Annotated in this window: 7 protein-coding genes; 2 read left to right on the top strand and 5 right to left on the bottom strand. The window is 61.4% G+C overall.

Going from position 1 to position 19,780, the window contains the following annotated elements; genetic code table 11:
- Positions 1–70 precede the first annotated feature (70 nt).
- Together D8U69_RS08755 and D8U69_RS08750 are read right to left on the bottom strand one after the other, a co-directional pair.
- Positions 71–883: an alpha/beta fold hydrolase gene (locus D8U69_RS08755; RefSeq protein WP_130907133.1), complete on the bottom strand. Its 813-nt coding sequence runs from the start codon at positions 881–883 to the stop codon at positions 71–73.
- Positions 884–1,088: 205 nt separating this feature from the next.
- Positions 1,089–14,087 carry a non-ribosomal peptide synthetase gene (locus D8U69_RS08750; RefSeq protein WP_130907132.1) on the bottom strand — a complete coding sequence of 4,333 codons (12,999 nt, stop codon included), beginning with the start codon at positions 14,085–14,087 and terminating at the stop codon, positions 1,089–1,091.
- 384 nt (positions 14,088–14,471) lie between these two features.
- Here D8U69_RS08750 and D8U69_RS08745 point away from each other — a divergent pair, with 384 nt between their 5' ends.
- On the top strand, positions 14,472–15,020 hold the full coding sequence (locus D8U69_RS08745; protein WP_130907131.1) for an RNA polymerase factor sigma-70: 549 nt from the start codon (positions 14,472–14,474) through the stop codon (positions 15,018–15,020).
- A 154-nt stretch (positions 15,021–15,174) separates the two neighbouring features.
- Here D8U69_RS08745 and D8U69_RS08740 read toward each other — a convergent pair whose 3' ends face one another.
- The 3 genes from D8U69_RS08740 to D8U69_RS08730 all read right to left on the bottom strand — a co-directional run bounded on the left by D8U69_RS08740 (position 15,175) and on the right by D8U69_RS08730 (position 17,811).
- Positions 15,175–16,185 carry a GNAT family N-acetyltransferase gene (locus tag D8U69_RS08740; protein ID WP_130907130.1) on the bottom strand — a complete coding sequence of 337 codons (1,011 nt, stop codon included), beginning with the start codon at positions 16,183–16,185 and terminating at the stop codon, positions 15,175–15,177.
- Between the two features lie 101 nt (positions 16,186–16,286).
- Positions 16,287–17,093, bottom strand: a complete 807-nt coding sequence (locus D8U69_RS08735; RefSeq protein ID WP_177434499.1) for a transporter substrate-binding domain-containing protein — start codon at positions 17,091–17,093, stop codon at positions 16,287–16,289.
- Between the two features lie 94 nt (positions 17,094–17,187).
- Positions 17,188–17,811, bottom strand: a complete 624-nt coding sequence (locus tag D8U69_RS08730) for a TetR/AcrR family transcriptional regulator (protein ID WP_130904073.1) — start codon at positions 17,809–17,811, stop codon at positions 17,188–17,190.
- Positions 17,812–17,974: 163 nt separating this feature from the next.
- Here D8U69_RS08730 and D8U69_RS08725 point away from each other — a divergent pair, with 163 nt between their 5' ends.
- Positions 17,975–19,777 carry an acyclic terpene utilization AtuA family protein gene (locus tag D8U69_RS08725; RefSeq protein WP_130907128.1) on the top strand — a complete coding sequence of 601 codons (1,803 nt, stop codon included), beginning with the start codon at positions 17,975–17,977 and terminating at the stop codon, positions 19,775–19,777.
- Positions 19,778–19,780 lie beyond the last annotated feature (3 nt).

Below are 19,780 nucleotides of genomic sequence, written 5' to 3'. Positions count from 1 at the left end.
CGAAGAGGCATTCCCACGCAGAGCGTGGGAACGATCTCAAACGCAGAGCGTGGGAACGATCTCAAACCAACTAATTTCTTTGAGCCAAAAACTCGAGCAACGCCTCAGTGACAAACTGCGGATTCTCCAGATTGGAAATATGCCCCGCCTCCGGCACCAGCACACAGGGACAACCGATCAGCTCGGCCATTTCCTGCGCTTCGCTTGGTGGACGCGGCTTGTCCTGATCGCCACACAATACAAGCGTACTCGCCGCGTCCAGTTCGCCCAGACGCGGCAACAGATCATCACGCGCGAACGTAATCCGGCCCATCGGTACGATGCTTTCACGCAGACGTTGCGCTGGCAATGCGGCGAGTTTGGCGCGGAACGCCTGATACAACGCCGACTGCGGATCGATGCCCGGACGGAAGAAAATCGGTACCACGATGTCCAGCAACTGCGGTGCAATCACGCCGCTTTGTTCGATCATGTCGAACAACGAAAAATAGTACTGGCGGGTCGGTTCCGGCTCGACACCGACATAGGTGTCCATCAACACCAGGCCATTGAGCCGCTGCGGTGCCGACAACGCCAGGCGTACGCCCCACATGCCGCCGACCGACAGGCCGATCAGGGTCACACGCGCGATATTCAAATGATCGAGCAATGCCAAGGCCTGGCGCGCCACATCGTCCAGCGATGCCGTGCCAGCAGGCAACGCCCCCGATTCACCGTGGCCCCACAGGTCCAGCGCGATGACTCGATACTGTTGTGATAGCGCCGCGATCTGCGGCGCCCACATGGTCTGGTCCCACAGATAACTGCCGGCCAGCAGGACTGCCGGACCAGAGCCTTGATCAATGTAATGGAGGGGTTGGCCGTCTAGGGTTACGAAAGGCATCGTGTCTGCGCCAGTAAAAATGGAACAGCAAGACTGCGCGGCTGGCAGGTTGCAGTCAATCGCACCAATGTATGTATTCCTGCTGACGCCATCGCTGGCAAGCCAGCTCCCACAGGGTTCTGAGTCGAACATGGATTTTGTGCACGACATCAATCACTGTGGGAGCTGGCTTGCCAGCGATGGCGTCAGCCCAGGCACTAAAGAATCAAAGCCCCTCCAGCTGCGCCATCAGATCATTCAGCCGATCCACCTTGTCCTCGGTGATCTCACTGGCCGCCAGCCCGTCGATGTAACCGGCCAGTTCTTCCACCGTGCTGCATTCGAACATCGCCCGCAACGGTACATCCCTTTGCAGGGTTTTCTGCACCCGCGAGGCGATCTGGGTGGCCAGCAGCGAATGCCCGCCCAACTCGAAGAAATTGTCGCGAACACCGACCTTCTCCACCTTCAATACCTCGGCCCAGATAGCGGCCAGGGTCTGCTCAAGCTCATTGCGCGGCGCCTGGTAATCCTGGCTTTGCAACTGACCGATTTCCAGCACCGGCAGCGCCTTGCGGTCCAGTTTGCCGTTGGCGTTGAGCGGCATTTTGTCCAGCCACAGCCAGTGCAGCGGCACCATGTATTCCGGCAGTTCGGCGCGCAGGCGCTGCTTGATGCGTTCCAGGCATTCGGCTGGATTGAGCGTTGAATCGGCAGGCACCAGATAGCCGACCAGATGCTTGCCATTCGCACCTTCCTGCACACCGACCGCCGCGTCGCGTACTTGCGGCTGTTCATGCAGGCGCGCTTCGATTTCACCCAACTCGATGCGGTAACCGCGAATTTTCACCTGGTGATCGATGCGCCCGACGTACTCCAGCACGCCGTCGTTGCGACGCCGAGCCAGGTCGCCGGTGCGATACAAACGCTCGCCCGGTGCGCCAAACGGGTTGGGCACGAACACCTGCGCGGTGCGCAGCGGATCGCTGACGTAACCGCGTCCGACGCCGGTGCCAGCGACGCACAACTCGCCCACCGCGCCCAGCGGTACCAGTTCCAGTGCGCCGTCGAGCAGGTACAAGCGGTTGTTGTCGGTCGGCGTACCGATCGGCAAATAACTGCCGCGGGTGGAGGCCGTGTCCACGCGGAAAAACGCCACGTCATCCGAGCACTCCGCCGGGCCGTAGGCATTCACCAGGCCGATGGCCGGGTAACGCTGCAACCATTGATGCGCCAGTTCAGGCGGCATCGCTTCCCCGGTCGGCAGCATCCAGCGCAAGCCATCGAGGCTCATCCGCTCCTGAGCGAGCATGCCCTGGATCAACGACGGCACGCTTTCCAGCACAGTGATGCCCTGGTTCTGCACGTGGGCCAGCAAGCCTTGCGGATCGTGGGCGATGCTGTTCGGCACGATGTCCACCCGTGCACCGAACAACGGCGCAGCGAGGAACTGCCAGACCGAAATGTCGAAGCTTTGCGAAGCCGTCTGCGCGATCACGTCGGACTCGCTCAGGTCCAGATACGGCACCTTGCTCAACTGGTTGTTGAGCATGCCGCGCTGTTCGACCATCACCCCCTTGGGCAAACCGGTGGAACCGGAGGTGTAGATCACGTAGGCCAGGTTGTCCGGGGCGCTGTAGATACCCGGATTGCCCAACGCAACATCGCTCGCCTGCACCTGTTCCCAGACCAGCAATCGAGGCCGATTGGCACAGCTGAATTCTTCCAGCAGCCCAAGCGCTTGCTCGCGACAGGCCTGCGTGCACACCAGCAATGGCGTACGGCTCAGATCGATGATGCGGCTCAGGCGCTGGCTCGGCAGCCCCGGGTCCAGCGGCAGATAACCCGCCCCGGCCTTGAAGCTACCGATGATCATGCCCAGCAGATCGAGGTTGCGCTCGGCCAGCAAGGCCACCGGTTGATCCAGCCCGACACCGGACGCTATCAGCGCATGACCGAGCCGGTTGGCGCGCTGATTCAACTCGGCGTAACTGTGCTGCTCATTCAGGCAACTGGCGGCGATCCGCTGCGGATGCGCGGCCACTTGCGCTTCGAACAAAGCGACATAGCTTTGCTCCAGCGGGTAATGGTGCTCGCTCTGGTTGCAGGCGTGGATCAGAAACGCCTGCTCCTCGGCTCCCAGCAACGGCAGATCGGCCATGTCACCGTGGAAGCCTTCGACCAACGCCAGCAACAATCGCTTGAACTCACCGAGCATGCGCTCGACGGTGTTTTCATCGAAGTAGCGCTGGTCATAGGACAGGTGCAAGCCCAGGTCGTCACCCGGATAGCACACCGCCGTGAGCGGGAAGTTGGTGTGGGTGCGACCCGAATCGGAAGTGGCGTTGAGGCTCTGCGCACGGTCCAGCACCGAGGTTTCCACCGGAGCGTTTTCGAACACGAACAGGCTGTCGAACAGCGGCTGGCCCTTGGGCAATTCGCTTTGTTCCTGGATATTCACCAACGGCAGGTATTCGTACTCGCGCAGTTGCATGTTGCTGTCGAGCAAGTCGCTGAGCCATTGGCGCACGCTGCAACGCCGATCGTCCTGAGGCATTTTTACCCGCAGCGCGATGCTGTTGATGAACAGGCCGACAGTGCGTTGCATCTCTGGCATCTGCACCGGTCGCCCGGCCACCGTGACACCGAACAACACGTCACGATCACCGCTCAAGCGCCGCAGCACCAAAGCCCACGCTGCCTGGGCAAACGTGTTGATGGTCAGTTGATGGGCCTGCGCCAGTTCACGCAATCGTGCACCGTCACGGGCGTCGAGTTTTGTGTAGCGGTCGCCGACGAGCATGCCGCCGCTGTCGCCGGCATGCTCGCGCAAAAACGGCCGGTCGCTCGGGATCGGCGTCGTGCGTTCAAAGCCTTGCAGGTTGGTTTTCCACCACTGCCGCGCTTCGGCCAGGCTCTGGCGTTGCAGCCAGCCGATGTAATCGCGGTAACGCGGCGGCACCGCCAGTTGCGCATCCCGGCCCTCGCCGAAGGCACTGTAGATTTCGAAGAAATCGTTCATCAACAGCGAGCGGCACCAGGCATCGATGAGGATGTGATGGTTGCTCATCATGAACCAGTAGCGCGCCGCCCCTACACGAATCAGGCGCAAGTGGAACGGTGCCTGGTTGAGCAGATCGAAGCCGGCCTCACGCTCGGTCTTGAGCAATGTCTGCAGCTTCGGTTCCTGCTCGGCCTCAGAGATAGCGCTCCAGTCGAGGTATTCGATCGGCGTAGTGCCCGGTTTGTGGATAACCTGCAACATGTCTTCGCCGACGTTCCAGCAGAACGACGCGCGCAAGGCTTCGTGACGAGCGATGACCGCTTGCCAGGCCTGGGTGAAACGCTGCGGATCAAGTTCGCTGTTGATGCGATAGCGATCCTGCATGTAGTACAGGCCGGTACCCGGTTCCAGCAAGGTGTGCAGCAGCATGCCTTCCTGCATCGGGGTCAGTGGGTAGACATCCTCGATCACCGCCGCCGGAACCGGTAGCGCATCCAGTTGCGTCTGGTTGAGCCGGGCCAGCGGGAAGTCCGACGGCGTCAGGCCGCCGACGTCATCACGCAGGCAATGCTCGATCAGGCTTCGCAATTCGCCAAGGTAGGCGTCCGCCAGATCGCCGATGGTCTGTGGATCGTGGCGATCGGCGCTGAAGGTCCAGCGCAATACCAGTTCCCCACCGTAGACCTGACCGTCGACGCTCAACTCGTTTGGCAACGGTGCATTGGCATCGTGGGCCGCGCCGATGGTTTCATCCAGTGGATGGAACAGCGCATCGACACCAAAGCTCTGGTCGAACTGCCCCAGGTAGTTGAAGGTGACCGGCGCCACTGGCAACGCGGCCATGCTGCGGCGACTCTGGTCGTCGGCGAGATATCGCAGCACGCCATAACCCAGGCCTTTGTGCGGCACGGCGCGCAGTTGCTCCTTGATCGCCTTGATCGAAGCGCCCTGTCCTGCAGCCTCTTCAATGTTCGACGGGGTCAGGCGCAGCGGATAAGCACTGGTGAACCAGCCGACAGTGCGAGTCAGGTCAATCTCGTCGAACAGCGTTTCGCGGCCATGGCCTTCCAGTTGAATCAACGCCGAGGCGTGACCGCTCCAACGGCACAGCACACGGGCCAATGCGGTCAGCAGCAGGTCGTTGACCTGGGTGCGATAAGCGCTCGGCGCCTGTTGCAGCAGTTGCCGGGTGCGTTCGCTGTCGAGGCGCACGCTGACGGTTTGCGCGTGACGATTTTGCCGACCACCCTCGGGACGATCACACGGCAAATCGGCGCTCGGCCCCGCCAGTTGCGCCTGCCACCAGCCCAGCTCTTCGCGCAGGGATTCGCTGCCGGCATAGGCCTGCAAGCGTGCGGCCCAGTCCTTGAACGCACTGGTTTTGGCCGGCAGTTTCAGCGACTGCTGCGCGTCGAGTTGGCGGTAAACGGTTTGCAGATCGTCGAGCAGCACACGCCAGGAAACACCATCGACCACCAAGTGGTGAATCGCGATGAACAGCCGTTGCTGGCCCTCGGGACCATCGACCAGCAGCACGCGCATCAGCGGTCCTTCTTCGAGGTCGAGGCTGCGCTGGGCGTCGGCGAACAGCGCGGCGCATTTGTCCATGGAGGCAACGCGCACCTGCCACAGCACCGGCGTATCGGCCATCGCCTGATGTTCAGCATGCCACTGGCCAGCCACCTTGCTGAAGCGCAGGCGCAGGGCATCGTGTTGCTCGATCACTGCCAGCAACGCCTGCTCCAGGCAATGGGGTTCCAGCGGTGCGGTCGGTTGCAGCAGCAACGCCTGGTTCCAGTGTTGGCGCTGTGGAATATCGGTGTCGAAGAACCAGTGCTGGATCGGCGTCAGGCGCGACTCGCCGCTGAGCAATCCTTGTTCGGCGGTGACCTGCTCGGTGCGGGTCGCCACGGCGGCGAGGGTCTGCACAGTCTGATGCTGGAACAGATCACGCGGGCTGAAATGAATGCCCTGCTGCCGCGCGCGGCTGACCACCTGGATCGACAGGATCGAGTCGCCGCCCAGTTCGAAGAAGTTGTCGTTGAGCCCAACCGGTTCGACGTTCAGCACTTCACACCAGATCTGCGCCAGCGTGACTTCCAGTTCGTTGCCCGGCGCCACGTACTGCTGACGGTTCAGCTCCGGGTCCGGCGCCGGCAGCGCACGGCGGTCAAGTTTGCCGTTGGCGGTCAGCGGCATGCTGGCCAGCAGAATCAGGTGCGTGGGTACCATGTAATCCGGCAGTTGCGACTTGAGATGCGCCTTGAGCGCTTCGCGCAGTTCGGCCTGTTGCGCTTCGCCAAGCTCTGCGACTTCGCTCACCAGATAGCCAACCAGTTGCTTGCCACTCGGTGCATCCAGCGCCAACACCACGGCTTCACGGACCGACGGATGTTCCAGCAGGCGGGTTTCGATTTCACCCAGTTCGATGCGGAAACCACGAATTTTTACCTGATGGTCAATCCGTCCCAGGTACTCCACCAAACCATTCGCGCGTTGGCGCACCAGATCGCCAGTGCGATAAATACGCCCGCCGTTGTCGGCGAACGGGTCAGCCACAAAGCGTTCAGCGGTCATGCCCGGGCGCTGGTGATAACCCTGGGCCAGGCCCGCGCCACCAACGTACAACTCACCAGTCGCGCCTTGCGGCACCAATGCCAGATCGGCGTCGAGGATGTACGCCACGCGATCACCGATGACGCTGCCGATCGGCACGCTGCCCAGACCTTCTTCCAACACCTGCGGGGCCAGACTGGCCAGCGGCATGACCACGGTTTCCGTCGGGCCGTAGGCATTGAAGAACGCGCTCGGTTTGAACGCTGCGCGAATGCGCGCCAGGTGCTCACCGGTCAGGGCTTCACCGCCAGTGATGATCATGCGCACCGGCAGCGTCTCGTTGCGGGTCGCCAGCCACTGCGCCAACTGGCTGCCGTAGCTCGGGGTGAAACCGAGGACATTGATGCGATGGGTGCGGATCAACGCGCAGATTTCTTCGGCATCCCATTGGCCCTGCGCCCGCAGAACCACTTGCGCGCCACTCAACAACGGCACCAGCAAACGCTCGGTCGCAGCGTCGAAGTTGATCGAATAGAAATGCAGTTCGCAGTCGTCCGGGCGCATGGCAAAGCGCTCGATCACTGCACGACAGTGCATGGCGATTTCACCGTGGGGCACCACCACGCCTTTCGGTTTGCCGGTGGAGCCCGAGGTGTAGATCAGGTACGCCTGATGTTGCGGCAGGCTGATAAACGGCAACTCGGTAACGGGATAATCAGCCAGGCTTGCCGCATCTTCTTCCACGCACCAGCGGCCGACCGTCGACGGCAATTCGCCCAAGGCTTTGAACATTGCCGCATCGCTCAAGAGCAGGCCGACGCCGCTGTCTTCGATCATGTAATGCAATCGATCGAGCGGGTATTCCGGGTCCAGCGGCACATAGGCGCCACCGGCCTTCAGGATCGCCAGCAGGCCGACGACCATCTCCAGCGAACGCGCCAATGCCAGGCCCACGCGCACCTGCGGCCCGACGCCGCGCTCGCGCAGCATCCACGCCAGGCGATTGGATCGGCTGTCGAGTTCGGCATAGCTCAAGGTTTGCCCGGCGAACGTCAGTGCCGGGGCATTGGGGCGGGCACACGCCTGCGCGCTGAACAGCTGATGGATGCACTGGTCCAGACGATGTTCGCCCGGTTCGACGCCAAGGCTATCGAGCAGCCTGGTTTGTTCCGCCGCCTCCAGTAGCGGCAGTTCACTGAGTCGCTGTTGCGGATCGGCAATCAACGCTTCGAGCAGGTTGCGCCAATGCCCGGCCATGCGCGCAATCCGCGGTTCGTCGAACAAATCAGTGCTGTAGGTCAGGCAGCAACCCAGGCGATGGTCGAGGTCAGTGACTTCCAGGTTGAGGTCGAACTTGGTCGCGCGGGCATCGTTGGCCAGGTACTCGACGGTCATGCCGGCCAGGCGACGACTCTGCTGGAATTCCCAGCGCTGCACGTTGCACATCACTTGGAACAGGGGGTTATAGGCGGCGCTTCGCGGCGGTTGCAAGGCTTCCACCAGATGATCGAACGGCAAGTCCTGATGGGACTGGCCTTCGATGACCGTGTGGCGAACCTGCTCGAACAACTCGCCCACGGACATCTGCCCGTCGAGCTGGCAACGCAGCACCTGGGTGTTGAGGAACGCGCCAATCAGTCCTTCGCTTTCCGGACGAATCCGGTTAGCCACCGGAGCGCCGATGCGCAAATCGGTCTGGCCGCTGTAGCGGTACAACAGCGTAGCCAGGGCGGCAGTCATGGTCATGAACAGGGTCAGACCGTTTTGTGCATTGAAAGCGCGGACCCGGGCCGCGAGGTCGTCGCTCAGGTCGAAACGGTACAACTCACCTTGATGGCTTTGCACTGGTGGACGCGGACGGTCGGCGGGCAATTCCAGCAGCGGATGTTCACGGCCCAGTTGCGTTGTCCAGTAGTCGAGCTGGCGCTGACGCTCACCGGACTCCAGCCACTGCCGCTGCCACACGCTGTAATCGAGGTACTGCACCGGTAGCGGCGCCAGCGGCGATTCGTGGTCATCGACGAACGCTTCGTAAAGCGCGCTCAATTCGCGGGCAAAAATGTCCATCGCCCAACCTTCGGTGACGATGTGGTGCAAGGTCAGTACGAAGTAGTGCTCCTGCTCGGTAGTCTTGACCAGGCAGGCGCGCAGCAGCGGTCCGCTTTCCAGATCGAACGGCTTGTGCGCTTGCGCATCGGCCAGTTGCTGGACTTGCCACTCGCGCGCCTCGGCCTCCAGCGCAGTGAAATCCTTGCAGTCCATGCGCACGCCCGTCTCGACATGCACCTGCTGATGCGGCACGCCATCGACGCTCGGGAATGTCGTGCGCAAGGTTTCGTGGCGCAGGATCAGCGCTTGCAAGGCTGCTTCGAAGCGCCCGACATCCAGCACCCCGCGCAGTCTTGCCATGCCGCCGACGTTGTAGGCCGGACTGTCCGGCTCCATCTGCCAGAGGAACCACATGCGCTGCTGGGAATAGGACAGCGGCACCGGTTGGCTGCGGTCGACTGTCTCGATGGGTGGCTGTTTGTTGGTGCTGCCACTGGCCTGGATCAGGCGCACCTGCTCGGCAAATGCGCCCAGTTCGCTGTTCTCGAACAGCGCACGCAACGGCAACTCGATGTCGCAGGCCTGACGGGTGCGGGCAATGATTTGCGTGGCCAGCAGCGAGTGGCCGCCGAGGGCGAAGAAGTCGTCGCGCAGGCCGACTTGCGCCAGACCCAGCACTTCGCGCCAGATGCCGGCGAGCTGTTGCTCCAGTTCAGTCACGGGTTCGACGTGTTCGCGAACCTGCCACTGCGGTTCCGGCAGAGCGCGTCGGTCGAGTTTGCCGCTCGGGCCGAGGGGCATTTCAGTCAGGCGCATCAGTTGCGCTGGAACCATGTATTCGGGCAGCTCAGCCGCCAAGGCATTTTTCAGGCGGGCGGTTTGCGCATCGATGGCTTCGGTGGGATCCGTCGTGGTGTAGTAAGCGATCAGTTGTCCGCCGGCCGAAGTTTCGCGCACCAACACGACAGTTTGAGCCACGCCATCCTGGGCAAGCAGTCGCGCTTCGATTTCTTGCGGTTCGACGCGGAAGCCGCGCAACTTGAGCTGCTGATCGAGGCGACCGAGGTATTCGATCACGCCGTCGCCAGTCCAGCGTGCACGATCACCGGTGCGATACAGACGGGCGCCCTGCTCGCCCAATGGATCGACGACAAAGCGCTCAGCGGTCAAGCCAGGACGGCCCAGATAGCCTCGCGCCAAACCAATGCCACTGATGCACAACTCACCCGGCACGCCGGCCGGAACAGGGTTGAGTTCGCTGTCGAGTACGCGGCAAATCACGTTGGCCAATGGCCGGCCAATCGGCGAGCGTTCGTCATCGGCGCTGGAGCACTGCCAATGGGTGACGTTGATCGCGGTTTCGGTCGGACCGTAGCGGTTGTGCAACTGTACGGCTGGCAGTTGCGCCAGCACGCGGTTGCGCAGCTCCGCTGGCAAGGCTTCGCCGCCGGAGAATACGCGTCGCAGGCAGGTACATTGCGCGCTGAGCGGTTCATCGATGAACAGTGAAAGCAGCGGCGGCACAAAGTGCAGCGTGGTCACGCCGTACGTCTGCACAAGCTGCGCGATACGGTGCGGGTCGCGGTGTTCGCCAGGGCTGGCGATCAGCAGCCGTGCGCCGCTGATCAGCGGCCAGAAGCACTCCCACACCGACACGTCGAAACTGATCGGCGCCTTTTGCATCAGCACGTCGCTGTCGTTCAGGCGATAGGTGTTCTGCATCCATTGCAGGCGTTCGGCGAGCGCCGCGTGGGTGTTGCCGACACCTTTGGGCTGGCCAGTGGAGCCAGAGGTGTAAATCACGTACGCGAGGTTGTCGCCGTGCAGGTGCAAACCCGGCGCGTGGCTCGGCCAGCGCTCCAGATGCAGGGCATCCATGGCGATCACGCTGACGCCGTCAGGCGCCGGCAAGTGCTCCAACAATTGAGTCTGCGTCAGCAGCAATTGCACGCCGCTGTCGCCGAGCATGTAGGCCAGGCGTTCAGCGGGGTAATCCGGGTCCAGCGGCACATAGGCGCCGCCAGCCTTGATGATCGCCAGCAGGCCGATCAGAAGTTGCGGCGAACGCTCGCAGGCGATGGCCACGCAGACATCCGGCCCCACGCCTTTGTCACGCAGGTAATGGGCTAGGCGATTGGCCTGGGTGTGCAGTTCAGCGAAGTCCATTTGACCGCCGTCCCACAGCAGCGCGGTGCGTTCCGGAGTCTGGCGTGCCTGTTCGTTGAGCAGTTCCGGCAGCCATTGGCTGGCGGGCGTGCACGGTGCAACGGACCAGTCGGCCTGCTGCTCGTGTTCCGTAACGGTCAGCAGTTGCAGGTCGCCGATGGCGGTTTGCGGTTGAGCACAGATGGCGCGCAACAGGTGATTGAAATGCTCGGACAGCCGTTCGATGGTCGTCCCGTCGAACAGCTCGCTGGCGTAATCGAACGACAGGCTCAAGCGGCCGTTACGATCTTCCTCACTGTGCAATTGCAGATCGAACTTGGCTTGGCGGCTATGCCACGGCAACTCTTCAGCGAGCAACCCCGGGAGGCGCTTCAAGGCGCTGAGGTCGCGCTGCTGGTGGTTGAACATGACCTGGAACAAGCCTTGTTCACGGGCCTGCGGGAAGGCTTCGAGCAGTTGTTCGAACGGCAAGTCCTGATGCGCTTGCGCCCCCATTGCCGCGTGCCGGGTTTGCGCCAGCAGTTCGGTGAAGGGCATCCGCGAATCCAGTTCGGCGCGCAGTACCTGGGTGTTGATGAAGAAACCGATCAGGCCCTGGGTTTCCAGGCGCGGGCGGTTGGCGTTCGGTACGCCGATGCGGATATCACGCTGGCCGCTGTAGCGATGCAACAGGCTTTGCAGCGCGGCCAGCAACAGCATGAAGGTGGTCGATTCATGGGCCTGCGCGGTCTGGCGAATCGCGTCGCTCAGGGCGACGTCCAAACGCACGGTGTGGCGGGTGGCGCTGTGCAGTTGTTGGGCCGAGCGCGGATGGTCGGTGGCCAGGTTCAGGGTGGGATGTTCATCGCCCAACTGCTCTTTCCAGTAGGCCAATTGACGCTCGCCCTCGCCTTGCGCCAGCCATTGCCGCTGCCAGTTGCCGAAGTCGGCGTATTGGGCTGGCAACGGCGCGAGCGTTGCTTGCTGCCCCTGACAGGCCGCTGCGTACAACCGTGCGAACTCGTCGATCAACACGTTCAGCGACCAACCGTCGGCGATGATGTGATGCATCGTCAGCAACAGCTGATGATCTTCGTCGTCAAGGCGCACCAGCGTCACCCAGAACAATGGACCTTTCTCCAGATCGAACTGAGTCCGCGCTTCGTCTTCGCGGATTTGCTGCGCACGGGTTTCACGTTCGGCCAGGGGCAGATCGCTGATGTCGATCAGTTGCAGATTGAACTCACCGGCCGCAATGACTTGTTGCAGTGCCACGCCGTCGCGCTCGAAGAAGCGTGTACGCAGGGATTCATGGCGTTCGATCAACTGCTGGAAACTGGCGCACAAGGCGTCTTGATTCAACTCGCCACGCAGGCGCAGGGCGCCGGGAATGTTGTAGGCGCAGCTCACGGGGTCGAGTTGCCAGGTGATCCACAGACGGTTTTGCGCCAGGGATTGCGGCATCGGTTGATGGCGCGACAGCACAGTGATTGTGCTTTGGGCAAGGCCACCGTCCTGTTGCTGGCGAGCCAGCGCAGCGGCAAATGCGCCGAGGGTCGGTGCTTCGAACAGCTGGCGCAGGTTCAACTCCAGCCCCAGTTCCTCGCGCAGACGCGCCACCACCTGAGTGGCCGCAATGGAGTTGCCACCGAGCAGGAAGAAGTGATCGTCGGCGCTCACTTGCTCGACCTGTAATTGTTCGCACCAGATCCGGCCTATCAGGCTTTGCAGCTCAGAGCCCGATTCGGGATTGCCTGCGCTTTCGGTCGTGGCTGACGGGAACACGGCATAGCTGTCGAGGCTGCCATCCGCCAGGCGATTGCGGCACGCCGAGCGCTGCAATTTGCCGCTGGAAGTCTTGGGCAGTGCGCCCGGATTGAGCAGCACTACCACGCTGGGTGCTTGCTGACAGGCCTCGGCAACAGCCTGGCGAATCGCTTTGATCAGCGCTTCGGGCGGGAGGATTTTTTGCACGCTGCGGCTGATTTCCGCAGCGATGCCGATGCCTTCCTGTCCGTCCACGCTGACGGCGAACGCAGCAACGCGCCCTTTGCGCACGACCTCCACTTCACGCTCGACGGTCTGTTCGATGTCCTGCGGATAAAGATTGTGACCGCGCACGATCAGCATGTCTTTCAGGCGGCCGGTGATGAACAACTCACCGCCGCGCATGAAACCCAGGTCACCGGTGCGCAGCCAGGTACGACCGGCGTGCTGGACGAACGTCTTGGCCGAGGCTTCGGGGTTGCGCCAGTATCCGTGGGCGATACTCGGGCCGGCGGCCCAGACTTCGCCGACGGCATTGTCGGCCAGTTCAGTGTGCGACGCTGGATCGACAATCAACACCGCGTGATCCGGCTGAGCGATGCCGCAGCTCATGATCGCACTGCCCTCGCCCGGCTCGGCGCGGTTCTGCGTCAGGGCCTGATCGTCCACGCGCAGGTTGCCGATGCCATGGCCGCGCGGCGTACCGGCGACGAACAGCGTGGCTTCAGCCAGACCATAAGAAGCCATGAAGTTGTCCGCCGTGAAACCGCAGCCGGCAAACTTTTCGGCAAAGTGCTCCAGAGTGTCGAGGCGGATCGGTTCGGAACCGGAATACGCCACGCGCCAACGGCTCAGGTCGAGGCGCTCCAGCGCCGAATCACTGACTCGCTCGCTGCACAGGCGATAGGCAAAGTCCGGCCCGCCGCTGATGGTGCCGCCATATTCACTGATCGCTTCGAGCCAGCGTAGCGGCCGGCCGAGGAAGTACGCCGGCGACATCAGCACGCATTCTACGCCGCTGAAAATCGGTTGCAGCAGGCCGCCGATCAACCCCATGTCGTGGTACAGCGGCAGCCAGCTGACGATCACGTCATCGGGGTTGAGGTCGATCCCGAAACCGTGGCGGATCAGCAACTCATTGGCTACCAGATTGCCGTGGCTGACTTGCACGCCTTTGGGCAGCGCGGTGGAGCCGGAGGTGTATTGCAGGAATGCGATGTGAGCGTCTTGCAGATGCGGTGCCTGCCAACGCTCGGCCATGGCGCTGTCAAGGGTATCGACACACAGCAACGGCGGCGCGCCTTCGATTTGCAGCAACGCATCACACAGGTCGGCGATGGTCAGCAACAGGCGCGGCTCGGCGTCGCTGATGATCGACAGCAAACGCTCCTGATGATGACGCTTGGCAGACTCTGGCGGATAAGCCGGCACTGCAATCACGCCGGCATACAGGCAACCGAAAAACGCCGCGACGTAATCCGGGCCACTGGGAAACAGCAACACCGCACGGTCGCCAAAATCCGCCTCGGCCTGTAACGCACCGGCAATGATTCGCGCCCGTTGATCCAGCTCGCGATAACTGAGCACCACAGCCTGATCCCGGGTTTCGGCGAGAAAACGCAAGGCCACACGGTCCGGCGTCAGGGCCGCGCGGCGCTGAAGGGCGTGGGCCAGTGTGCTGGGGAGTTCGAACGCGTCGGTCATGAGCTTTCCTGCCTGAATTCGGCTTGCAAATGGAATCGGTTTTTCTGACGTCACGCCCCATTCAAGGGCGCGCAGGGCGCGGTCTTTGCCGACCGCGCAAGGCATTGGGCATACGGTTGTGCCAGGGCAACTGCCCGGAGCCATTCACCAATGAGGACGGATGACATCTGGAAATAATTAGTCGGCAGGCGTTAGCGCCAACCAGGCCGGGAGGCGGCAAGCGTGCGTCAGCGTGTCGCAGTTCGCACTCTGCACCTTTGAGGAGCATTAGTTCTCTTTCTCAATTGACAATCATTATCATTCAACATAATTTGTCGCTCGATGTGTAGGACGAGTCTGCCCCCCTGTCGTCCCACGACCCTATTTGCAGCAAGGTGATTTCCAATGACGGAACAAGTATCCACAAGCAGGTGCGATTCACCGCTACTTCAGGCATTCGTCGACAATCGACTGATTCTGGTCAAGATTGCAGCCCGCATCACCGGCTGCCGATCACGCGCTGAAGACGTGGTACAGGACGCGTTTTTCCGGCTGCAATCCGCACCGCAGATCACGTCGTCGTTCAAGGCCCAGCTCAGCTATCTGTTCCAGATCGTGCGCAACCTGGCGATTGATCACTACCGTAAACAGGCACTGGAGCAAAAGTATTCCGGGCCTGAAGAGGAAGGTCTGAACGTGGTGATCCAGGGAGCTTCGCCGGAAACGTCGCACATCAATTTCTCGACCCTGGAAAACATCGCCGACGCACTGACAGAGCTGCCGAGCCGCACCCGCTACGCTTTCGAGATGTATCGCTTGCACGGCGTGCCACAGAAAGACATCGCCAAGGAACTCGGCGTCTCGCCAACCCTGGTGAACTTCATGATTCGCGATGCACTGGTGCACTGCCGCAAGGTCTCGGGCAGTCGGGCGGATACCTTTGCTCATCGTTAAGATCTGAAATTTGCGTCACCCCAATCGCTAGCAAGCTAGCTCCTACATTGATCTCTGGTGTTCACGAAAACCATGTACACCAAAGTTCCATTGTGGGAGCTAGCCTGCTAGCGATGACGGACTCAAGATCAGAACAAGCCTTGAGCCCTCCCCTTCACACCAACCCACACCGCTCGAAAAACCGCTCACGCCCCAACACCATCAACGCGGCACGCTTGTGCGGGAAGTCGAACTCTTTCTCGCGGTAAAACCGCTGATCCTGCATGTAGCCGATCATCCTGGCGTTGTCGGCCCGGGGCTCGGCGACCACTCGCTGCGTACGCGGATCATCAAGAAACAGGTAATGCACCAACGCCGATAACCAGCTCGCCACCTTGTGCGGGCCACGGTGATTCTCCTCGCCCACCAGCATGTGGATGCCACGGTCATAATCGTTGGCATCGTAGAACGGTGCGATGCGATCTTCCTTGGCCCAATAGGCTTCGTAATAGGCAAACGGTTGATCGTCGAAACAACCGATCAGCGTCAGGGTGTGGGGGTCGGCCTGGAGTTTGCTCAGGTACTCGCGATGCTGTTCGAGGCTGCCCTCCTCCTGCCAGAAACTCGCCACTCGCGCGCTGTTCTGCCACCGATTGAAACGCGCCAGATCGACATCGATGTCCACGGTGCGCAGAGAAATCCACATGCCCAGGCGCGCATCGAATCGTCGGTAAACCTCGCCTCGTGGCTTGCCCGGCCGCAAAGGGTGACGCTTGCCGCCACTGATGACCATTTGCTGGGGATAGCTGTTGGTCAATTGCACCCGCCACGGCTGTGGCAACTGCCAGAACAGCGTGCGCTCACAACGGTATTGATTGGGCGTGTCCGTGGTGACCAGCAAACCACTGAGCAATGCCTCGGCCGGGGCTTCATCGAGATGCCAGGTCAGGCGCTGGCAGGCCGGATCCCGGGCGAACAGCCAATAACAGGCCGCCCACAGAGCCGCTACATTCGGTTGGCCGCAGCCTTCCTCCCGCTGCAGCTGCAGCTCAGGATCGCGAGTCAGGCGCAGCTGGACCAGCGGTTGGCCGTCAAGGCTGAGGCTCAGGCGGTTTTCGGTTTCATCGGCTACAAGTCGACTGCCCGAAGGTAAAACCAGGGCGGTCAGGTCATTCTGAATGGACATGGGTCGGGCTCACGCTAATGGTCGACAGTTCAACCATGTGACGTCAGCCGCGGCGGGAAATTTAAGAGAAGTCGCTCAAGGGTTGATCTCAAGCAACGCGCTCAGTTACCGGAAACGGGCACCACCGCAATCTTGTACGGATCGAAAATCTTCAGCATCTGGCCATTGTCCCGCAGCCCTTGCAGCAACCTGCCGAACGCTTCGCCACTGATGGGCGCTGCCGGGCGCAGGATGGCGTAATGGTGATAGATCTGATCGATGCGATCGGACACCAGCAACTCATTGGCCACATTCAGATTGCGCAAAAAATAGTCGTTGAGATAGGAACGTGTGACCAGCGCGATGTCGGCCCGCCCGCGCAAGACCATCAACAGGTTGCTGTCATGGGAGTAGGTCAACGTGGCGTTATGGTTTTTGGCGAGATACTGGGGCTCGGCAATAAAGTTGGCGAATTCGTAGTGGTAACCACTGAACAGTGCCAGGCGCTTGCCGGTCAGGTCTGCAAAATAGTCTTGCTGGCGAATCGCACGCCCCTCGGGCTGACGTTGTGCGACGAAAATCTCCGCGTCTTCCAGGCCCATGTCGACATCGGTGTGGGGAATGTCTTTCCAGCCCCAGGCGGGGTTTTCGAAGATCGCCATGTCGATCCGCCCTTGCTTGAAGTCACCAAAGCGCCGAGGAATGGAAGTGGGAACCAGGACGAACTGATAGTCACTCTGCAGGGCGTTCAAGGCCTCGACCAGTTGCGGCAGCAAGCCGGTATCGGCGCCGGACTCGGGGCGCACGGTGTACGGAGGAAAATGCGCGGCACCGATTCGCACCAATTGCGCGGCCTGGGACGGCAGCATCCATAACGCCACAAGCACCGTCAGCAAAAGCCGCGAAGCTGTCCGAATTGGCGAAGACATCAAGACAAGCCACTCCCCAAAAGTACTGCATCAATGCATTCAAGCTAGGCGGTTTCGCCCAGTTAGCCAGTTTCCCGCCAACCTACAAAGCAAATCATTTTTCCTCAAGTACCAGAATCAGTGCTTCGTCGGCCAGTTGATCCAGGCTCATGCTGCCACCGGCGCGAAACCAGGTGGTTGTCCAGGACAGCGCCCCGGTCAGAAAACGTCGTGTGATGAACACATCACCCCGGATAAAACCGGCGCTTTTGGCTTCACCCAATACCTGCAACCAGATGTCTTCATAGATGTCGCGCAATGCCAACACCTTGGCCTGCCCCTCCTCAGACAGCGACCGCCATTCATAGACCAATACCGCCATGGCCTCGCCACTGCCGCCCATGATCGACTGCAATTCACAACGGATCAGCGCCAGAACGCGCTCGCGCACATTGCCGGCCTCGGCAATGGCGGCACGCATCAACGCGGTGTTGTAACGAATGGTCTCCTCCATCACCGCGCGCAGGATGTCATCCTTGCTTTTGAAGTGATGAAAAATGCTGCCCGACTGAATGCCTACCGCACCGGCCAGATCGCGCACGGTGGTGCGCTCGTAACCTTTATTGCGAAACAGGTGAGCCGCCACTTGCAGCAACTTGCCACGGGCACTGTCCGGATCGGTCAACTGGCCGTTGTCGACCAATTCGCGCATGACTCCAAGGGCTCTTTGCTCATCCACCCGATCTCTCCTACAGTCGTGATCACCGCTAAAACAGCGGGGTTGCGCGGGCAATTTAAGCTGACGGCCCGAACCAAGCAAGCGCTCGGGCAGAAGATATTTTTCGTGATTTACAAACCAAGCGCTTGCTTGGTAGTCTCGATGCACTCTGTTGGAGGTGGTTATGGAATTGACTGCGCCAAAAACGATTCGCATTGGCTGCGCCAGCGCATTCTGGGGCGATACCTCGACCGCGGCCGCGCAACTGGTGAATGGCGGACGTCTGGACTATCTGGTTTTCGACTACCTGGCCGAGATCACCCTGTCGATCATGGCCGGCGCGCGCATGAAAGACCCCTTGAGCGGTTACGCGGGCGATTTCATCGAGGTCCTCAGCCCCCTGCTCCCACAACTTGCCGAGCAAAATATTCGGGTCATCAGCAATGCCGGCGGGATCAACCCGCAAGCCTGTGCCGCCGCCCTGCAAGCAGCCTGCGACAAGGCCGGCGTTTCATTGAAGATCGCCGTGCTGCTGGGCGATGACCTGCAACCGCAACTCAAACGATTGAACACCCTGGGCATCCATGAAATGTTCAGCGGAGCGCCATTGCCACCGATGTGCGTGTCGACCAACGCCTACCTCGGCGCACCGGGCATCGTCGAAGCCCTGCGCCTGGGAGCGGACATCGTGATCACCGGGCGCGTGGTCGACAGCGCGGTGGTCAGTGCCGCGCTGGTGCATGAGTTCGGCTGGTCGTGGCACGATTACGACAAGCTGGCCCAGGCCGCACTGGCCGGGCACATCATCGAATGCGGCGCCCAGTGCACGGGCGGCAACTTCACCGACTGGCGCGATGTGCCCGATTACGAGCACATCGGTTTCCCCATCGTCGAAGTCAGCGCCGACGGCCAGTTTGTCGTCAGCAAACCCGAAGGTTCCGGTGGTCTGGTCACGCCGCTGACAGTGGGCGAGCAGATGCTCTATGAAATCGGCGATCCGCGCGCGTATCTGCTGCCGGATGTGGTCTGCGACTTCACTCAGGTCAAATTGCACCAGCAGGGCAAGAACGCCGTGCAGGTGCACGGTGCGAAAGGCTTGCCGCCTACCGATCAGTACAAGGTCAGCGCCACGTATCCGGATGGTTTCCGATGTACCGCCAGTTGCCTGATCGCAGGTATCGATGCGGTGGACAAGGCCCGGCGCGTCAGTGAAGCCATCATCAACAAGACCTCGGAAATATTCACTCAACGCGGCTGGCGTCCCTTCAGTGAGGTGAACGTCGAACTGCTCGGCAGCGAGGCGACCTACGGTCCCCATGGCCAGCGCTCAGACAGCCGCGAAGTGGTGATCAAACTCGCGGTGCGCCATCCGGACAAACAGGCGTTGATCGTGTTCTCCAGGGAAATCGCCCAGGCCGCCACCGGCATGGCGCCCGGGCTGACCGGCATCGTCGGCGGCCGGCCCACGGTCTATCCGCTGATCCGACTGTTCTCGTTCCTGATCGACAAAAGCGTCTGCACACTGGAAATTGATTTCATGGGCCAGCGCCACCCGTGTGTCCTGCCCGCCCTCGATGCGCTCGACAGCGCCGAACTGCCCACAGTGCTCGACCCACCGAAACCCACTGGTCTGGCCGACGCCAGCGTGGCGCTGGTCAAACTCGCGGTGGCGCGCTCCGGCGACAAGGGTAATCACAGCAACATCGGCGTCATGGCCCGCGATCCCGAGTACCTGCCGTGGATCGCCGAGGCGCTGACGCCGGAGGTCGTTGTCGACTGGATGAGCCATGTTCTCGACCCGGTACTGGGTCGCGTCGAGCGCTGGTATTTGCCGGCCACTCACAGCCTGAACTTCCTGCTGGAAAACGCCCTCGGTGGCGGTGGCGTCGCCAGCCTGCGCATCGATCCGCAAGGCAAGGCCTTCGCCCAGCAACTGCTGGAGATCCAGATTCCGGTGCCGCAGCGCATCGCCGACCAGGTCAACTAGAGG

The sequence above is a fragment of the Pseudomonas sp. Sample_16 genome, from assembly GCF_004307665.1.
GTDB lineage: Bacteria > Pseudomonadota > Gammaproteobacteria > Pseudomonadales > Pseudomonadaceae > Aquipseudomonas.
The sequence above is the reverse complement of the archived record's forward strand: the minus strand, read 5'-3'. Positions and strand labels throughout refer to the sequence as shown.